Origin of the sequence: Streptomyces sp. NPDC051320 (genome assembly GCF_040682175.1) — a bacterium.
GTDB lineage: Bacteria > Actinomycetota > Actinomycetes > Streptomycetales > Streptomycetaceae > Streptomyces.
Genome location: NZ_JBFBAL010000008.1, coordinates 76,103 through 91,431 on the forward strand (window position 1 = coordinate 76,103; position 15,329 = coordinate 91,431).

Annotated in this window: 16 protein-coding genes; 12 read left to right on the plus strand and 4 right to left on the minus strand. The window is 71.1% G+C overall.

Annotated elements, in window-relative coordinates; translation table 11 throughout:
• Window positions 1-6: 6 nt before the first annotated feature.
• The gene (locus AB0M87_RS19010; protein WP_365854295.1) at window positions 7-693 is read right to left on the minus strand and encodes a gamma-glutamyl-gamma-aminobutyrate hydrolase family protein; all 687 of its coding nucleotides are present in this window, start codon (window positions 691-693) and stop codon (window positions 7-9) included.
• A gap of 108 nt (window positions 694-801) precedes the next feature.
• On the opposite strand from AB0M87_RS19010, the gene AB0M87_RS19015 reads away from it, so the two are divergent.
• From AB0M87_RS19015 to AB0M87_RS19030, 4 genes are all read left to right on the plus strand, one after another.
• The gene (locus tag AB0M87_RS19015) at window positions 802-2,166 is read left to right on the plus strand and encodes a glutamine synthetase family protein (RefSeq protein WP_365854297.1); all 1,365 of its coding nucleotides are present in this window, start codon (window positions 802-804) and stop codon (window positions 2,164-2,166) included.
• 66 nt (window positions 2,167-2,232) lie between these two features.
• Window positions 2,233-3,600: an aldehyde dehydrogenase family protein gene (locus AB0M87_RS19020; protein ID WP_365854299.1), complete on the plus strand. Its 1,368-nt coding sequence runs from the start codon at window positions 2,233-2,235 to the stop codon at window positions 3,598-3,600.
• A gap of 6 nt (window positions 3,601-3,606) precedes the next feature.
• Window positions 3,607-4,395, plus strand: coding sequence for a 3-oxoacyl-ACP reductase (locus AB0M87_RS19025; RefSeq protein ID WP_365854301.1), 789 nt, complete (start codon window positions 3,607-3,609; stop codon window positions 4,393-4,395).
• Between the two features lie 64 nt (window positions 4,396-4,459).
• Window positions 4,460-5,488, plus strand: a complete 1,029-nt coding sequence (locus AB0M87_RS19030; protein WP_365854303.1) for a DUF2510 domain-containing protein — start codon at window positions 4,460-4,462, stop codon at window positions 5,486-5,488.
• 57 nt (window positions 5,489-5,545) lie between these two features.
• Here AB0M87_RS19030 and AB0M87_RS19035 read toward each other — a convergent pair whose 3' ends face one another.
• Window positions 5,546-6,748, minus strand: coding sequence for an amino acid deaminase/aldolase (locus AB0M87_RS19035; RefSeq protein ID WP_365854305.1), 1,203 nt, complete (start codon window positions 6,746-6,748; stop codon window positions 5,546-5,548).
• 241 nt (window positions 6,749-6,989) lie between these two features.
• On the opposite strand from AB0M87_RS19035, the gene AB0M87_RS19040 reads away from it, so the two are divergent.
• Together AB0M87_RS19040 and mycP are read left to right on the plus strand one after the other, a co-directional pair.
• Complete coding sequence (locus tag AB0M87_RS19040) at window positions 6,990-8,273, plus strand: hypothetical protein (protein WP_365854307.1); 1,284 nt, start codon at window positions 6,990-6,992, stop codon at window positions 8,271-8,273.
• Window positions 8,273-9,490 (plus strand): type VII secretion-associated serine protease mycosin, encoded by a 1,218-nt coding sequence (gene mycP, locus AB0M87_RS19045; RefSeq protein ID WP_365854309.1) that lies wholly within the window; start codon window positions 8,273-8,275, stop codon window positions 9,488-9,490. The genes AB0M87_RS19040 and mycP overlap by 1 nt, the downstream gene beginning before the upstream one ends.
• Here mycP and AB0M87_RS19050 read toward each other — a convergent pair.
• Window positions 9,465-10,370: a serine hydrolase gene (locus AB0M87_RS19050; RefSeq protein ID WP_365854311.1), complete on the minus strand. Its 906-nt coding sequence runs from the start codon at window positions 10,368-10,370 to the stop codon at window positions 9,465-9,467. The two genes, mycP and AB0M87_RS19050, sit on opposite strands and share 26 nt — an antisense overlap.
• Before the next feature lie 109 nt (window positions 10,371-10,479).
• Here AB0M87_RS19050 and AB0M87_RS19055 point away from each other — a divergent pair, with 109 nt between their 5' ends.
• Together AB0M87_RS19055 and AB0M87_RS19060 are read left to right on the plus strand one after the other, a co-directional pair.
• On the plus strand, window positions 10,480-11,205 hold the full coding sequence (locus AB0M87_RS19055; protein WP_365854313.1) for an SseB family protein: 726 nt from the start codon (window positions 10,480-10,482) through the stop codon (window positions 11,203-11,205).
• Window positions 11,206-11,307: 102 nt separating this feature from the next.
• Window positions 11,308-12,021, plus strand: a complete 714-nt coding sequence (locus tag AB0M87_RS19060) for an MIP family channel protein (RefSeq protein WP_365854315.1) — start codon at window positions 11,308-11,310, stop codon at window positions 12,019-12,021.
• Between the two features lie 20 nt (window positions 12,022-12,041).
• Here the strand turns inward: AB0M87_RS19060 and AB0M87_RS19065 are convergent, their stop codons facing one another.
• Window positions 12,042-12,359, minus strand: coding sequence for a DUF1844 domain-containing protein (locus AB0M87_RS19065; protein WP_365854800.1), 318 nt, complete (start codon window positions 12,357-12,359; stop codon window positions 12,042-12,044).
• Between the two features lie 447 nt (window positions 12,360-12,806).
• On the opposite strand from AB0M87_RS19065, the gene infC reads away from it, so the two are divergent.
• From infC to AB0M87_RS19085, 4 genes are all read left to right on the plus strand, one after another.
• Entirely contained in the window at window positions 12,807-13,493 is a 687-nt protein-coding gene (gene infC / locus AB0M87_RS19070; RefSeq protein WP_365854317.1) for a translation initiation factor IF-3, read from the plus strand.
• A gap of 125 nt (window positions 13,494-13,618) precedes the next feature.
• Window positions 13,619-13,813 carry a 50S ribosomal protein L35 gene (gene rpmI / locus AB0M87_RS19075; RefSeq protein ID WP_365854319.1) on the plus strand — a complete coding sequence of 65 codons (195 nt, stop codon included), beginning with the start codon at window positions 13,619-13,621 and terminating at the stop codon, window positions 13,811-13,813.
• A gap of 104 nt (window positions 13,814-13,917) precedes the next feature.
• Window positions 13,918-14,304 (plus strand): 50S ribosomal protein L20, encoded by a 387-nt coding sequence (gene rplT, locus AB0M87_RS19080; RefSeq protein WP_365854321.1) that lies wholly within the window; start codon window positions 13,918-13,920, stop codon window positions 14,302-14,304.
• A 143-nt stretch (window positions 14,305-14,447) separates the two neighbouring features.
• On the plus strand, window positions 14,448-15,305 hold the full coding sequence (locus AB0M87_RS19085) for an RNA methyltransferase (protein ID WP_365854323.1): 858 nt from the start codon (window positions 14,448-14,450) through the stop codon (window positions 15,303-15,305).
• Window positions 15,306-15,329 lie beyond the last annotated feature (24 nt).

Below are 15,329 nucleotides of genomic sequence, written 5' to 3' on the forward strand. Positions count from 1 at the left end.
GCCGGTTCAGGACGCGGCCAGCACCAGCGCGGCCATGACCCGCTCGTCCTGCCCCGCCTCCGGGTGCCACTGGACGCCCAGCACCCACCCGTCGCCGGGAAGCTCGACCGCTTCGACGGTGCCGTCAGCCGCATGCGCCGAGGCCACCAGGCCGTGCCCCAGGCGTCCCACACACTGGTGGTGGTACGTCGGCACGCCCGTCGGGTCCGGCGCGATCGCCGCGTAGCGGGTGCCGGGGACCGCCCTCACCGGGTGCTCACCGAACACGCCGACCGCCCCGGCGTGCCCGTCCAGATGCTGCACGAGCGTGCCGCCGAGCGCCACATTGAGCAGCTGCATGCCACGGCAGATCCCCAGCAGCGGTGTCCCGGACACCAAGGCGGCATCAATCAGGGCGAGTTCCCAGGCATCACGCTCCCGGGCCGGCGGGCCGCACCGGGGGTCGGGCTCCGCGCCGTAGCGCGCCGGCTCGACATCGGGTCCGCCGGCGATCACCAGCCCGTCGAGTCTGGCCACCAGTTCCGCCGCCACCTCCGGTGCGTCGGGCGGGAGCATCGCGGCGAAGCCGCCCGCCGCCCGGACGAGGCGGGGATAGCCGGCCGGCAACAGCGCGGCAGGCAGATCCCAGACGCCCCACCGCGCGGAGGTCTCCAGATAGGTGCTCAACCCGATCAGCGGACGACGATGCGGCACGGGCACTCCTCGGGGACGCGGCACGCGACATCAACCGCACCGTATCCAAATCCGCCGCGCAGAGCCTACGTTTGGATCATCTTCCGCCTGTGAGGAGAGGATCTGCCTGTGCCTGTCCGTACACCCGCGCTCGCTGTCGAGGAGCTGCGCACCCGCGTCGCGAGCGGTGAGATCGACACCGTGGTCCTCGCCTTCCCCGACATGCAGGGCAGGCTGCAGGGCAAACGGTTCGCCGCCTCGTTCTTCCTCGACGAAGTTCTCGAGCACGGTACCGAGGGCTGCAACTACCTCCTCGCCGTCGACACCGAGATGAACACCGTCGACGGTTACGAGACGGCCTCCTGGGATCGCGGATACGGCGACTTCGCCATGCGTCCCGACCTGAGCACGCTCCGCCGTATCCGCTGGCACGACGGCACCGCCCTGCTCATCGCCGACCTCGCGGGCGAAGACGGTTCGCCCGTCCCGGTGGCGCCCCGGCAGATCCTCCGCCGCCAGCTCGACCGCCTCGCCGGGCACGGCCTGACCGCCCACGTCGGCACCGAGCTCGAATTCATCGTCTTCAAGGACACCTACGAGCAGGCCTGGGACCGCGACTACCGCGGCCTGACTCCGGCCAACCAGTACAACATCGACTACTCGGTCCTCGGCACCGGCCGGATCGAGCCGCTGCTGCGCCGGATCCGCAACGAGATGGCGGCGGCCGGACTGACGGTCGAGTCGGCAAAGGGCGAGTGCAATCCCGGCCAGCACGAGATCGTCTTCCGCTACGACGAGGCACTGGTCACCTGCGATCAGCACGCCATCTACAAGACCGGAGCCAAGGAGATCGCCTCCCAGGAGGGCTTCTCGCTCACCTTCATGGCGAAGTACAACGAGCGGGAGGGCAATTCCTGCCACATCCACCTCTCCCTCCGGGACGAGCGGGGCCACAGCGTCATGGCAGACGCGGCACCCGGCGGGATGTCGCAGCTGATGCGCTACTTCCTGGCCGGGCAGCTGGCAGCGCTCCGGGAGTTCTCCCTGCTGTACGCGCCCAACATCAACTCCTACAAGCGTTTCCAGCGCGGGTCGTTCGCCCCCACCGCGGTGGCCTGGGGACGCGACAACCGCACCTGCGCGCTGCGGGTCGTCGGCCATGGCAGCTCGCTGCGCTTCGAGAACCGGCTGCCCGGCGGCGACGTCAATCCGTACCTGGCCGTGGCGGGGCTGATCGCCGCCGGACTGTACGGCATCGAGCAGCGGCTCGACCTTCCCGACCCGTGCGAAGGCAACGCCTACGACGCCGGCTACGAACAGGTGCCCAGCACCCTGCGTGAAGCCGCCGACCTCTGGGAAAGCAGCTCAGTGGCCCGGGAAGCCTTCGGTCAGGAGGTCGTCGCCCACTACCGCAACATGGCGCGCGTCGAACTGCGCGCCTTCGATGCCGCGGTCACCGACTGGGAACTGCGCCGGGGCTTCGAACGACTCTGAGCTTTTAACGACGGTGAGCCTCGAACGACGGTGAGCTCCGAGCGAGTGCTTCGCGCGACCGTAAGGATGGCAGTGCATCAGCAATCCGTACTCAACCCGGCCACCGGCGAGGTCATCGCCACCCTCCCGGGCACTACAGCCGACCAGGTCGATACCGCGGTGGCGGCCGCGGCCACCGCGCAACGCCGATGGGCCGCCGCAGCACCCGCCGACCGCGCCCGGCTGCTGCGGCGCTTCGCCTCGACGGTCGACGAACACCGCGAGGAACTGGCCGCACTCGAGGTCCGTGAGGCCGGTCACACCATCGGCAACGCCCGCTGGGAGGCGGGCAACGTCCGCGACCTGCTCGACTACGCGGCCGGCGGAGTGGAACGACTGACCGGCCGCCAGATCCCGGTCGCCGGTGGCATCGACCTCACCCTTCTCGAACCGCTCGGCGTGGTCGGGGTGATCGCGCCGTGGAACTTCCCCATGCCGATCGCGGCCTGGGGCACCGCGCCGGCTCTCGCCGCCGGAAACGCCGTCCTGCTCAAGCCGGCCGAGACCACCCCGCTCACCGCGCTCCGGATCGCCGAACTCGCCCTGGACGCCGGACTGCCCGAGCATCTCTTCCAGGTGCTGCCCGGAACGGGCGACATCACGGGGAGCGCCCTGGTCGAGCACCCGGGCGTTGCGAAGATCGTCTTCACCGGCTCCACCCGGGTCGGTAAGCAGATCATGGCCCGCTGCGCGGACCGGGTGAAGCGGCTGACCCTCGAGCTCGGTGGCAAGAGCCCCAATATCGTCTTCGCCGACTCCGACATCGAAGTGGCGGCGGCCGCCACCCCGATGTCCTTCCTCGACAACGCGGGCCAGGACTGCTGCGCCCGGACCCGCATTCTGGTCCAGCGCTCCGTGTACGACCGCTTCGTCGGGCTGCTCGCTCCCGCCATCGAATCGGTCCTGGTCGGTGACCCCGCGGACGAGAAGACGCAGATGGGGCCGCTGATCTCCCGGGGCCAGCTGGAACGCGTACGGTCCTATGTCCCCGCTGCCGCGCCCGCCCTGCGCGGCAGCGCACCCGCCGGGCCGGGCTTCTGGTTCCCGCCGACCGTTCTCACCGAGGCGGAGCCGGACTCCCCGGCCGCCACCGAAGAGGTCTTCGGCCCGGTCGCCGTGGTGCTGCCCTTCGAGGACGAGGCCCACGCGATCCGGCTGGCCAATGCCACCGACTACGGGCTCTCGGGCTCCATCTGGACCCGCGACGTGGGCCGAGCCCTGCGGGTGTCCCAAGCGGTCAGGGCCGGGAACCTGTCGGTCAACTCGCACAGCAGCGTCCGCTACTGCACACCGTTCGGCGGCTACCGGCAGTCGGGACTCGGCCGGGAACTGGGCCCCGACGCTCTCGCCGCGTTCACCGAGACCAAGAACGTCTTCATGAGTACGGAGGCATGACCCACCATGACCGAAGAATCACCGGTCTGCCGGCGCCTGGTCGGCCGCACAGCCGTCATCACGGGCGGCGGCAGCGGCATCGGCCTTGCCGCGGCGCGCCGCCTCGCCTCGGAGGGAGCCCGGATCGTCTGCGGCGACATCGACGAACGGGCGGGCCGGGCGGCCGCGGAGGCAGCGGGCGGCACCTTCGTACGGGTCGACGTCACCGATGCCGACCAGGTCGACACGCTCTTCCGGACGGCGTACGACACCTATGGCTCGGTCGACATCGCCTTCAACAACGCGGGCATCTCGCCGCCGGAGGACGACTCGATCCTCACCACCGGTATCGAGGCCTGGCGACGCGTCCAGGACGTCAACCTCACCTCGGTCTACCTCTGCTGCAAGGCAGCCATCCCGTACATGCGGCGTCAGGGACGTGGCTCGATCATCAACACCGCCTCCTTCGTCGCCGTCATGGGCGCCGCCACCAGCCAGATCTCGTACACCGCTTCCAAGGGCGGGGTCCTCGCGATGTCCCGCGAGCTGGGCGTGCAGTTCGCCCGGGAAGGGATCCGGGTCAACGCGCTCTGCCCGGGACCTGTGAACACCCCGCTGTTGCAGGAGCTGTTCGCCAGCGACCCGGAGCGGGCGGCACGCCGGCTGGTCCACATCCCGGTGGGCCGGTTCGCCGAGGCGGACGAGATCGCGGCGGCGGTGGCCTTTCTCGCCAGCGACGACTCCTCGTTCGTCAACGCCACCGACTTCCTGGTGGACGGCGGGATCTCCGGGGCATATGTGACGCCGCTCTCGTGACCGGCCCGAGTCCATCTGCCGGGCCCAGGAGCCTGCCCGGAGCGCCGAACTCTAGAGTGGCCGAATGACCCATGCGACTCCGCCCGCCTGGTACCCGGATGCCTCCCTGCCTGCCACCGAGCGGTGGTGGGACGGCACGGCCTGGACCGCGGCCACCCGTCCGCTCACCGGCGCACCCCAGCAGTTCGGTGCGCCGGTACAGCAGCCGGAGCCGCCGCAGTTCGGACCGGCGTCGCAGTTCGGCCCGTCCCAGCAGGTCGGCGGCTCCCAGCAGTCCGGTGCCTCCCGGCACTTCGGAGAGGCGCCGCAACCCGCATCGCCGCGGGCCGGCAGCGGTGTCCGGGCGGCGGTGATCGCCGCGACCGGGGTGGTCCTGGTCGCCGCGGTGGTCGTCGGTGTCGTCGTCGCGGGCCGGGACGACGGCGGCCGGAAGCCGACGATCGCGACCGGCAGTTCGTCCCCGGCCACCCGTGCGGACGCCAAGGACACCCCTACCGCCCCCACCGCCAGTGCGCCGCCGACGAACGATCCCGCCCTGCTCGTCGACCAGCTCGACGGCATCACACTGCCGATCCCGAACGGCTGGGAGAAGCCCGACAACACGGTCGAGGACGTCACGACCATGCGGACCGAGCACTCCTACGAGTGCCCCGGGGACACGGCGTCGTTCTGCTGGCACGGCACGGTCACCTCGCGCACCGCGACGCAGACCGACCTCACCACGGCCGAGGCCGTCGCCAAGGCGGACATCAAGGATGCGGCGAACCGCTCGTACGACAGGGACATCGTCGGAAATCTGCCCTACGACGGCATCACCTCGCACACCGAGATCAAGTCCGCGTCCGTCCCGGTCGCCGGCCGCACCGGCTACTTGATCAGGTGGCGGGTGAAAACCGGCGCGGGCCCGGGCGGTTACGTCCAGACGCTGGCCGTGCCCTCGTCGGTCGGCTCGGAGTCGATCGTCGTCGTGCGCTTCGCCTTCGACGCCGGGCCCGACGGACCACCGCTCAGCACCATGGACTCCATCACCCGGGGGATCCGCCCCATCGGTGACTCCACCAACGGCGGGGTCGGCAGTAGCGTCGGCCCCTGAGACCGAGTCGTCCGAGGACGCCGGGAGTCCGGCCGCGAGTAACCCGCGGGGTCGCGCCTACAGGAAGGTGTGCCCCTCTCCCCGGTAGGTCGGTACCGTCGCGCTCACCCGTTCGCCCTCGATCAGTCGCAGCGCGTCGAAGCGCTCACACAGTTCCCCGGCCTTCGCATGCCGAAACCACACCTTGTCACCAATCAGCAGATCATCGGCGGGAGACCCGAGCAGCGGCGTCTGCACCTCGCCGGGGCCCTCCTGCGCGTCGTAGCGCAGGCCCTCGGGCAGATACGGCACGGGCAGCCGGTCCGCCCCCGCAGCCCCCGACGCCGGGTAACCGCCGCCCAGCACCGTCACCACGCCGACGCCCGGCCGCCGCACGACGGGCATCGCGAAGAGCGCCGCGGGACGCCCGGCGAACGAGGTGTAGTTGTCGAACAACCGCGGCACATACAGCCCGGAGCCCGCGGCGATCTCGGTCACCGCTTCCTCCGCCGCCGTGTGCTGGACGCTGCCGGTGCCGCCACCGTTGACGAATTCCAGCTCCGGAACCACCGCCCGTACGGCACGCACCACCGCGGCGCGCCGTGCGGCCAGTTCCCGGCGAGCCGCCGTCTGCATCAGCCGCACCGCTGCCGAGCGCAGCGGACGTCCGGCGACCGAATCGCCGACACCGGCCACATGGCCTTCGTACGCCATCAGGCCGACCAGCCGGAAACCCGGGCGGCGCGCCACCGACCTGGCCAGTTCGGCGAGTTGAGCGGGATCGCGCAAGGGGGAGCGGAGCGCCCCGATGCGTACCCGTCCGCCGAGCAGCCGCAGCGAGGTGTCCAGCTCCAGACAGACCCGGATCTCCTCGCGACCGCCGTCCCGTGCTCCGTCGATCAGCGCCAGCTGAGCCGGGTCGTCGACCATCACGGTCACCGACGCGGCGAGCTTGGGATCGGACGCCAGTTGCGCATAGCCGGCGCGGTCGGCCGACGGGTAGGCGAGCAGGACGTCATCGAAACCCGAACGTGCCAGCCACAGCGACTCGGCGAGGGTGAAGGACATCAGCCCGGCGAAGCCGTTTCGCTCCAGCACCCGTTCCAACAGGGCGCGGCAGCGTACGGATTTGCTGGCCACCCGGATCGGCTTGCCGGCCGCGCGACGGACCAGGTCGTCGGCGTTGGCGTCGAAGGCTTCGAGATCAACGATCGCCAACGGAGCGTCGAGAGCGGCGGTGGCTCGGTCGTATCGGGTCCGGTCAGCAGCACGGGGCGTCATGAGCGAAGCCTGCCAGACATGATTACCGGAGGGTAGGGGGACGTTCTGGGCAGATACCCCGGGCGTACCGTGCAGTTCCCGCAGGCCGGCCGCCAGCCCGTAGAGTGACGGACGGGCCCGCATCGGAAGGCGAACAGGCGGCGCCACGCGAGCGGGGCGCCGGCCCCACGACCGGCCGGACGTGCGCGGACGCAAAGGCGTACGCACAGACAGACGTACAGCCAGACGCACAGGGGGGCGGATGAGTACCGAGGCGCGACGTGCCCCCTTCCCGTCCTTTCCGCCGCGCCCCGCGGAGCCGCCGACACGGAAGACCGCGGAACCCCCCGCCGACGGCGCGGACACCACGGCGGTCACGGACACCACGGCGGTCACGGGCGCCGCGGGCGAGAGCCCCGTCGAGACGACCACCCGACTGCGGCCCATCGTCGAGCCACCGCGCCTCGATCCGCGCACCGACCTGCCCGCCGCCGACGTGCCCCGCGCCGATGAAGCGCCCGCCGATCGGCCCGGGCAGCCGCCCACCGCGGGCCCCGCGGGTGAACCACCCGCCCGCGAAGCGCGATCCGCCGCAGACACCACCGCCGGATATCTCCCGCCGCCGCGCATACCGCCCCGCCCGGCGACGCCGCCGCCCACCCGCCGCAGGCCGGTCGGCGCGGTCGATCTCACGCCCCGGCCCGGCGCCGGCCCTCCCACCGTCTACGCACCGCCGCGTCCGGGCTCTCCCGAGACCCCTTCGGAGGCCACCACCCGGCTCCGCCCGGTCGCCGCCCGCTACCCCGGCAGGGCAGTGGCCGTCGCGGCCTGCGCGGTGCTGGGATTGGGGCTCATCGGTGGAGCGGTCGCCGGAAGTGTGCTCAGCGGCGAAGCCGGGGCGGCCGACCCCCGCGCCGGATTCGCCACCGAACGCGGCCTCTGGCACAGCCTTCCGGTCGACACCCTCTTTCCGCGCACCCTCGAGGGCACCGGTGCGGGCCCCGGTGGCGCGGACCGCACCTGGACCCGGCTGGGGGTGGCCCCCGATTCCACCTGCCGCGGGAAACTGGACCCGTTGCTGCTCAAGGCGCTCGAACCGGTCGGTTGCGTCCGGCTGTTGCGGGCCACCTACACGGATGCGACCAGCAGTGACGTCACCACGGTCGGGATGGTCTTCACCGAGGCGGACCCGGCGTCCATGACCGCGCTGCACGCCCGGTTCACCACCGAAAAGCTCGGCGAACGCACCGATCTGCTGCCCGGCACCTACCCGGTGAAGTTCACCGTCGCGGCCGGTTTCGGTGACCAGCAGCGCGCGAGCTGGACGATCAGCGTCCTCACCGACGCCCCGGTCGTGGTGTACGCGGTGTCCGGCTTCGCGGACGGACGCAAGATCACCGAGCCGCAGCCGGCCGCGCAGGCGATGCAGCCCTCCGGGACGACGGCCGCCGCCCAGGCGGGGCTCGGGCACGAGGCCAAGGGCATCGAGGAGCGGGTCGAACGCGCCCTGCGGAAGAACGCCGCCACAGCCACGGAGCAGCCCTGATGAGACGCCGAGGACCGATCGCACTGGCTTCCGCCATGGCCGCGGTGGCCTGTGCCGTGCTGCCGGCCGTCCCCGCCCACGCCGACTCCATCCGTGCGCAGGAATGGGCGCTGGAGTCCATGCACGCCCGACAGGCCTGGCATACCACCAAGGGCAAGGGTGTCACGGTCGCCGTGCTGGACACCGGAGTCGACAACAGCAACCCCGATCTCGCCGGACAGGTGCTCACGGGCAAGGACTTCATCGGGTTCGGCGCCCGGCGCGGCGACCGCTCCTGGGCCCGCCACGGCACCGCGATGGCCGGCATCATCGCCGGTCACGGCCACGGGCCGGGCGGCGAGGACGGTGTCATGGGGATCGCGCCGGAAGCCCGGATCCTGCCGGTCCGGGTGATCCTCGAGGGCAGCGACCCGGCCATCAAGAAGGCACACGCCTCCCGGGGCGGCGCCCTCGCCGACGGCATCCGCTGGGCGGCCGACCACGGTGCCGACGTCATCAATCTGTCGCTCGGCGACGACAGCGCCTCTGCCCACCCCGAGCCCACCCAGGACGCGGCGATCCAGTACGCGCTGGCCAAGGGCGTGGTGGTCGTCGTGTCGGCCGGCAACAAGGGAGAGGAGGGCGACCCCGTCTCCTACCCGGCCGCCTATCCCGGCGTGATCGCGGTGACCGCGGTCGACCGGTACGGCACCCATGCCTCCTTCTCGACCCGCCACTGGTACGCGACGGTCAGCGCACCCGGCGACGACGTGGTGATCGCCGATCCCGACCACAAGTACTACCTGGGCTGGGGCACCAGCGCGGCATCCGCCTTCGTGTCCGGCGCCGTCGCACTGGTCCGCGCCGCGTACCCGGACCTGACCCCGGTCCAGATCAAGAAGTTGCTCACCGACACGGCCCGTAACGCTCCGCAGGGCGGCCGTGACGACGCCCGTGGGTACGGCATCGTCGATCCGGCGGCCGCGCTGAAGGCAGCGGCGAAGCTCACCCCCGCGAACACCCGTACGGAGGCCGCGGCGTACGGGCAGAAGTACTTCGGCCCCGGTCCCGACGCGCGGTCCGGCAGTGGAGGACCGGCCGGCTGGCTGGTCCCGCTGGCGGGCACCACCGGCGTGCTGGTGCTGGTCGGTGGCGCGGTGCTGTGGCGGGGCGGGCGCAGCGGTGGCACGACGGGCGGGCGGGGAACCGGCTTCAGCCGGTACCGGCGAGCGCTGTGACGGCGGCCCGTGCCGCGTCCTCGACCTTCGAGATGCCGGCCGCCATGGTGGTGTGGCCGTCGGAGAGCACGGCGATCAGGTAGGTGCGGCCGTTCGCGGTCACCCGGCCGATGCTGTTGATGTCCCACAGCGACGTGGCGCTCCGCGGGAGCCAGCCGTTCTTGAGCGCACAACTGCTGCCGGCCGCCGAGACGCCCCACTGCTGACCGGCCTCCACCCGGCCCATCAGGCCCGTGAGGTAACTGCGGGAAGCCGCACTGAGCGGGGACTCACCGCCGGCCCGGGAGCCGGTACCGAACACCGCCATCAGCAGGGTCAGCTGATCCCGGGCAGTGGTCTGCGTCAGCCCCCACTCGCCACCCTCGCCGCCCGTGGTCCCGGTGAGTCCGAGCCGTTGTCCGCCGGCGTTCAGTCCCTTCGCACCGCCGATCGTGTTCCACAGCGCGGTGGCCGATGCGTTGTCGCTGTGCTCGATCATGGCCGTGGCGTACGTCTTCTCCTCCGTGGTGAGCCGCCGCCCCGCGTCCTGCGCCTGGAGCAGCAAGGTCGCGAGGATGTCGACCTTCACGATGCTCGCGGTGTCGTAACCGCGCTGCCCGTACGCGGCGGTCGCCCCGCTCTCCGTGTCGAGCACCGCGGCCGACAGCGACGCGTCGCCGGCCGCCGGCCGCAGCGCCGCGGCCAGTTTCGCGTCGAGATCCACGGTCGGCTCCTCGCTCGGCTCCTCGCTCGGGACGGAAACGGCGCCGGAGCCGGTGGCGGGCGCCGGCGCCGACGATACGGGCGAGCTCATCGCGGTGGGCACGGCCGAGAAGGTGCAGCCGGTCAACAGCAGGGCGAGCGAGGCCGCCGCGGCTATGTGAGGTCTGGGTGGGCTCATGGTCGGGACCGTAGGAAGCGCGCCTGGGTGAGCACTGTGCGCGAGCTGAACGTGCGGTGAGAAGAAGCCCCCGATCCGGCACGCCGCGGGCGGCGGCTAGGCTCGGGATGTGGCGCTCAAGAACATTCCGGACTCCGGTTTCTCCGACGACGACGGCACTGCGGACCCCCGGCTGACCTCGGCACTCGCCGACTGGTCGCAGGACAGGTCGGCGGAGCCCGCGGTGCTCGAAGCCCTCCGGGGCGCCCGGCTGCTGGTGCCGGTCGTCGCGGTGCTCGGTGAGACGGAGATCCGCGACGGGTTGCGTACCGAGAAGAACAGCGACATGGCCGTGCCCACCTTGCAGGCCGGTGACCGCAAGGCGCTGCCCGCCTTCACGTCCACCGAGTCGCTGGCCCGGTGGGACCCGCAGGCGCGCCCGGTTGCCGTACCGCTGCACCAGGCGCTGCAGGCCGCCGCCCACGAACGGGCCGACACGCTTCTGCTGGATCTGGCGGGTCCGGTTCCGTACGAGCTGACGGGCGCCGCGCTGCTTGCCCTGGCCGAGGGGCGGACCAGCACCGACCCGCTCGATGACCCGGCCGTGGCCGAGGCGGTGCGCGGCGTGGTCGCAGCCCAGCCGGACGTGCTCCGAGCCCATCTGGGACCGGGCCGGGCCGACGGAACACTGGCCCTCGTCCTGGCGCCCGGCGCCGACCGGGTGGCGGCGGCCCACCGGGTGGCCGGTGCGCTCGCGGCCGACCAGGTGCTGCGCGCCCGGCTGGTGCGAGGACTCGATCTCGCGCTGCTGCCGGCCGAGGCGCCGGCCCCCAATGCCGCGCTGTTCGAGCGCTGATCCCGGCCCGCGGATCGTCACCCAGCGAATCCCGACAGGCACACCTGGCCACGAAGACGAATAATTGCGGTGAAATCCGACAATCTTCGTGAGGTGTGAACTATGGAGACGGAGACGCGGAAGATCGTCGCCGAGTTCCTGGGAACTCTGCTGCTGGTTTTCGTCGCGGTGGGTGCCGCGGTTCTCGCCGGTGAGTACATCGGTGCCTTCGGCATCGCGCTCTGCTTCGGTTTCACCATGCTGGCGCTGGTCTACTCGCTGGGCCCGATCTCGGGCTGTCACATCAACCCGGCGGTCACGCTAGGCATGCTGATGGCGGGGCGGATGAAGGTGCGCACCGCAGTGGAGTACTGGGTGGCGCAACTGGTCGGCGGCATCGTCGGCGCGGCGATCCTCTACCTGCTCGCCCACCAGGTGCCGGGACTCAAGACCGACGGGGCGTTCGGCAGCAACGGCTACGGCGACAGGTCGACGCTGCACATCACCACCGGTGGCGCCTTCCTCGCGGAGTTCGTGCTGACCTTCGTGTTCGTCTTCGTCTTCCTTGCCGTGACCGACCGGCTGACGATCACCGGCGCGACCGGTCTGCCGATCGGACTGGCTCTCGCCGGCGTCTACCTGATCGCCATCCCGCTGACCGGTGCGTCCGTGAACCCGGCGCGAAGCCTCGGCCCGGCCGTCTTCGCCGGCACCTCGGCCCTCGCCCAGTTCTGGCTGTTCCTGGTCGCCCCCCTGGTCGGCGGGGCGGTCGCCGCGTACGCACACCGGTTCACCCACCCGGTCGGACTGCCGGCCGCGCAGGCCGACCGGGTCTGACGCTCGGAAGCAACAGCTTCTCAGCCGCGGACGGGCCCGGTGTACTTCTCGCCGGGTCCCTCTCCCGGCTCGTCGGGCACCGCGGAGGCCTCGCGGAAGGCCAGTTGCAGCGACTTCAGCCCGTCGCGCAGCGGCGCCGCGTGGAAGGTGCTGATCTCCGTGGCGCTTGCGGTGATCAGACCGGCCAGAGCCTGGATCAGCTTCCGCGCCTCGTCGAGGTCCTTGTGCTGCTCGCCGTCCTCGGCCAGGCCCAGGTTGACCGCCGCCGAGCTCATCAGATGCACCGCGACCGTTGTGATCACCTCGACCGCGGGGACGTCCGCGATGTCGCGGGTCATGGCGTCGAAGCCGGGGGCATCCGCTGCGGAGCCGGAGAGGTCGGGGGAGTCGGGGGAGTCGGGAGGAGGGGTCGCGTCGCTCATGGCGCCTACGATATGCGCAGCCCCGCGAGCGCCCGCGCGGAGGACCGGTCTCCGCCGGTTGGTCCGAACCGCGGCGAGGTGCTAACCTTGCGTAACGACCGGTCGGACACCTGTGTGTCCGGCCCACAAGTGGAGGCTCCGATCTCCCACCTGGCTGTCCCTCGGGACGGCGGGTCACCGGTCAGGTGGTGCCCATCGTTCCGTACGGACGATGGAAGCCACCCGATGCGCGCCCCGCGGTAGACGCGGCGGTGCTCCGGTAGTAGAGGAGCTTCCGCCTGTGTCCCGTCCGGGGCATTTTTTCGTACCTCCGAGCGGTTGGTCTGTCTAAACAGACGTTACGCGGCTGTCTGCCAGACAGTCGTGTGGTGCTACCGAGGAGGATCCATCAGCGCCGAGCCCCGCATCAACGACCGGATTCGCGTTCCCGAGGTGCGACTTGTCGGACCCAGCGGCGAGCAGGTCGGCATTGTGCCGCTTGCCAAGGCCCTGGAACTGGCACAGGAGTACGACCTCGACCTGGTCGAGGTCGCGGCGACCGCCCGTCCGCCCGTGTGCAAGCTCATGGATTACGGGAAGTTCAAGTACGAGTCGGCCATGAAGGCACGTGAGGCGCGCAAGAACCAGGCGCACACGGTCATCAAGGAAATGAAGCTCCGACCGAAGATCGACCCGCACGACTACGACACCAAAAAGGGTCACGTCGTCCGGTTCCTCAAGCAGGGCGACAAGGTCAAGATCACGATCATGTTCCGTGGTCGTGAGCAGTCCCGCCCCGAGCTGGGCTTCCGGCTGCTTCAGCGCCTTGCTTCGGACGTCGAGGAGCTCGGGTTCATCGAGTCGAACCCGAAGCAGGACGGCCGAAACATGATCATGGTTCTCGGCCCGCACAAGAAGAAGACCGAGGCCATGGCCGAGGCTCGCGAGGCCCAGGCCGCCCGTAAGGCGGAGCGCCAGGGTTACGCGACCGACGAGGCCACGGGCGAGGCTGCCGAGGCTCCGGCCGAGGCAGCGGCCGACGAAAAGGCCGAGACATCCTCCGAAGCGTGACCGCGGGGGCCGCCACCCAGGCGGTCCCGAGGTGGTCCGGTCCGGAACCCATACCAACGAACTGACGCTCCTGCTGTCCGGTGCCCGCACCGGGGGAGCGTCACTGACGAGGAGAGTACGGCGCGATGCCGAAGAACAAGACGCACAGCGGTACCAGCAAGCGCTTCAAGATCACCGGCTCGGGCAAGGTGCTCCGCGAGCGCGCCGGCAAGCGCCACCTGCTCGAGCACAAGTCGTCGAAGAAGACCCGCTCGCTGACCGGCACGGTCACGGTGGCCCCGAGCGACGCCAAGAAGGTCAAGAAGCTTCTCGGCAAGTGATGCCGCAGCCCCCGGTGACCACCGGAGGCGCGACATCGGACCGGGACCAATTCGTTTCCGGGCCGTGTGAGTCCCACCGCGGCCCCGCTACAAGGAGTTAACAAGTGGCACGCGTCAAGCGGGCAGTCAACGCCCACAAGAAGCGCCGGGCAATCCTCGAAGCCGCCAGCGGCTACCGTGGTCAGCGTTCGCGCCTGTACCGCAAGGCCAAGGAGCAGGTCACCCACTCCCTGGTCTACAACTACAACGACCGCAAGAAGCGCAAGGGCGACTTCCGCCGGCTGTGGATCCAGCGCATCAACGCCGCTGCCCGCCAGAACGGCATGACGTACAACCGCCTCATCCAGGGTCTGAACGCCGCCAACATCGAGGTGGACCGCAAGATCCTCGCCGAGCTGGCCGTCAACGACGCCAACGCGTTCGCCGCGCTGGTCGAGGTCGCGCAGAAGGCGCTCCCGAGCGACGTCAACGCGCCGAAGACCGCTGCCTGATCCAGGCGAGCTCTTCCATCGGAGGACCCGCAGACGGACACCGTCTGCGGGTCCGCTGTGTTCCGCACTCCCGCGGTTCCGCAGGTGGACCGCCGGACCGCAGACCGCCGTCCGCACCCCGTACGTAAGGTGAAACGCCGACCATGGGCACCCCCGCCGAGCTGATCTCCCCGCGTTCTCCGCGCGTCGCCGCCGCCAAGCGGCTGGCCCGGCGCAACTTCCGTACCAGGGAACGCCGGTTCCTCGCGGAGGGGCCACAGGCCGTACGGGAGGCAGTCGCTCACCGGTTCAACGGCGAGCCGACCCTGACCGAGCTGTTCGCCACCGCCGAGGCGGCAGAGCGGTACACCGAGATCGTGCGGGCGGCGCGGGCCGCCGGGGTGCGGGTCCACCTGGCCGCCGACGAGGTGCTCGCCGAGCTCTCGCAGACCATCACCCCGCAGGGCCTGGTCGGTGTCTGCCGTTTCCTGGACTCGCCCATCGAGGACATCATCGCCGCGCGGCCCCGGCTGGTCGCGGTCCTCGCACACGTCCGCGATCCGGGCAACGCCGGCACCGTACTGCGCTGCGCCGACGCGGCGGGGGCCGACGCGGTGGTCCTCACCGACGCCTCCGTCGACCTCTACAACCCCAAGTCCGTGCGGGCGTCGGTCGGTTCGCACTTCCATCTGCCCGTGGCGGTCGGCGTCCCCGTCGAGCAGGCCGTGGCCGGCCTGAAGGCCGCCGGCGTGCGCATCCTGGCCGCCGACGGCGCGGGCGACGACGACCTCGACGCCGAGCTCGACGCGGGCACCATGGGCGGGCCGACCGCGTGGATCTTCGGCAACGAGGCCTGGGGGCTGCCCGCGGAGACCCGCGCGCTGGCCGACGCGGTGGTCCGCGTTCCCATCCACGGCCGGGCCGAGAGTCTGAACCTCGCGACCGCCGCCGCCGTATGCCTTTATGCGTCGGCGCGTGCGCAGCGCGCTTCCGGAGGGTGCCGCTCCGTCACCTCCACCTAGTAGGGTGACGAACTCGGGGGCCCA

Coding starts and splice junctions, on each gene's coding strand:
- AB0M87_RS19040 (WP_365854307.1), top strand. CDS start 6,990: ATGAGTACCGAGGCGCGACGTGCCCCCTTCCCGTCCTTTCCGCCGCGC.
- AB0M87_RS19085 (WP_365854323.1), top strand. CDS start 14,448: ATGGGCACCCCCGCCGAGCTGATCTCCCCGCGTTCTCCGCGCGTCGCC.
- AB0M87_RS19020 (WP_365854299.1), top strand. CDS start 2,233: ATGGCAGTGCATCAGCAATCCGTACTCAACCCGGCCACCGGCGAGGTC.
- rpmI (WP_365854319.1), top strand. CDS start 13,619: ATGCCGAAGAACAAGACGCACAGCGGTACCAGCAAGCGCTTCAAGATC.
- AB0M87_RS19030 (WP_365854303.1), top strand. CDS start 4,460: ATGACCCATGCGACTCCGCCCGCCTGGTACCCGGATGCCTCCCTGCCT.
- AB0M87_RS19035 (WP_365854305.1), bottom strand. CDS start 6,748: ATGACGCCCCGTGCTGCTGACCGGACCCGATACGACCGAGCCACCGCC.
- AB0M87_RS19065 (WP_365854800.1), bottom strand. CDS start 12,359: ATGACCCGCGACATCGCGGACGTCCCCGCGGTCGAGGTGATCACAACG.
- mycP (WP_365854309.1), top strand. CDS start 8,273: ATGAGACGCCGAGGACCGATCGCACTGGCTTCCGCCATGGCCGCGGTG.
- AB0M87_RS19025 (WP_365854301.1), top strand. CDS start 3,607: ATGACCGAAGAATCACCGGTCTGCCGGCGCCTGGTCGGCCGCACAGCC.
- AB0M87_RS19060 (WP_365854315.1), top strand. CDS start 11,308: ATGGAGACGGAGACGCGGAAGATCGTCGCCGAGTTCCTGGGAACTCTG.
- AB0M87_RS19050 (WP_365854311.1), bottom strand. CDS start 10,370: ATGAGCCCACCCAGACCTCACATAGCCGCGGCGGCCTCGCTCGCCCTG.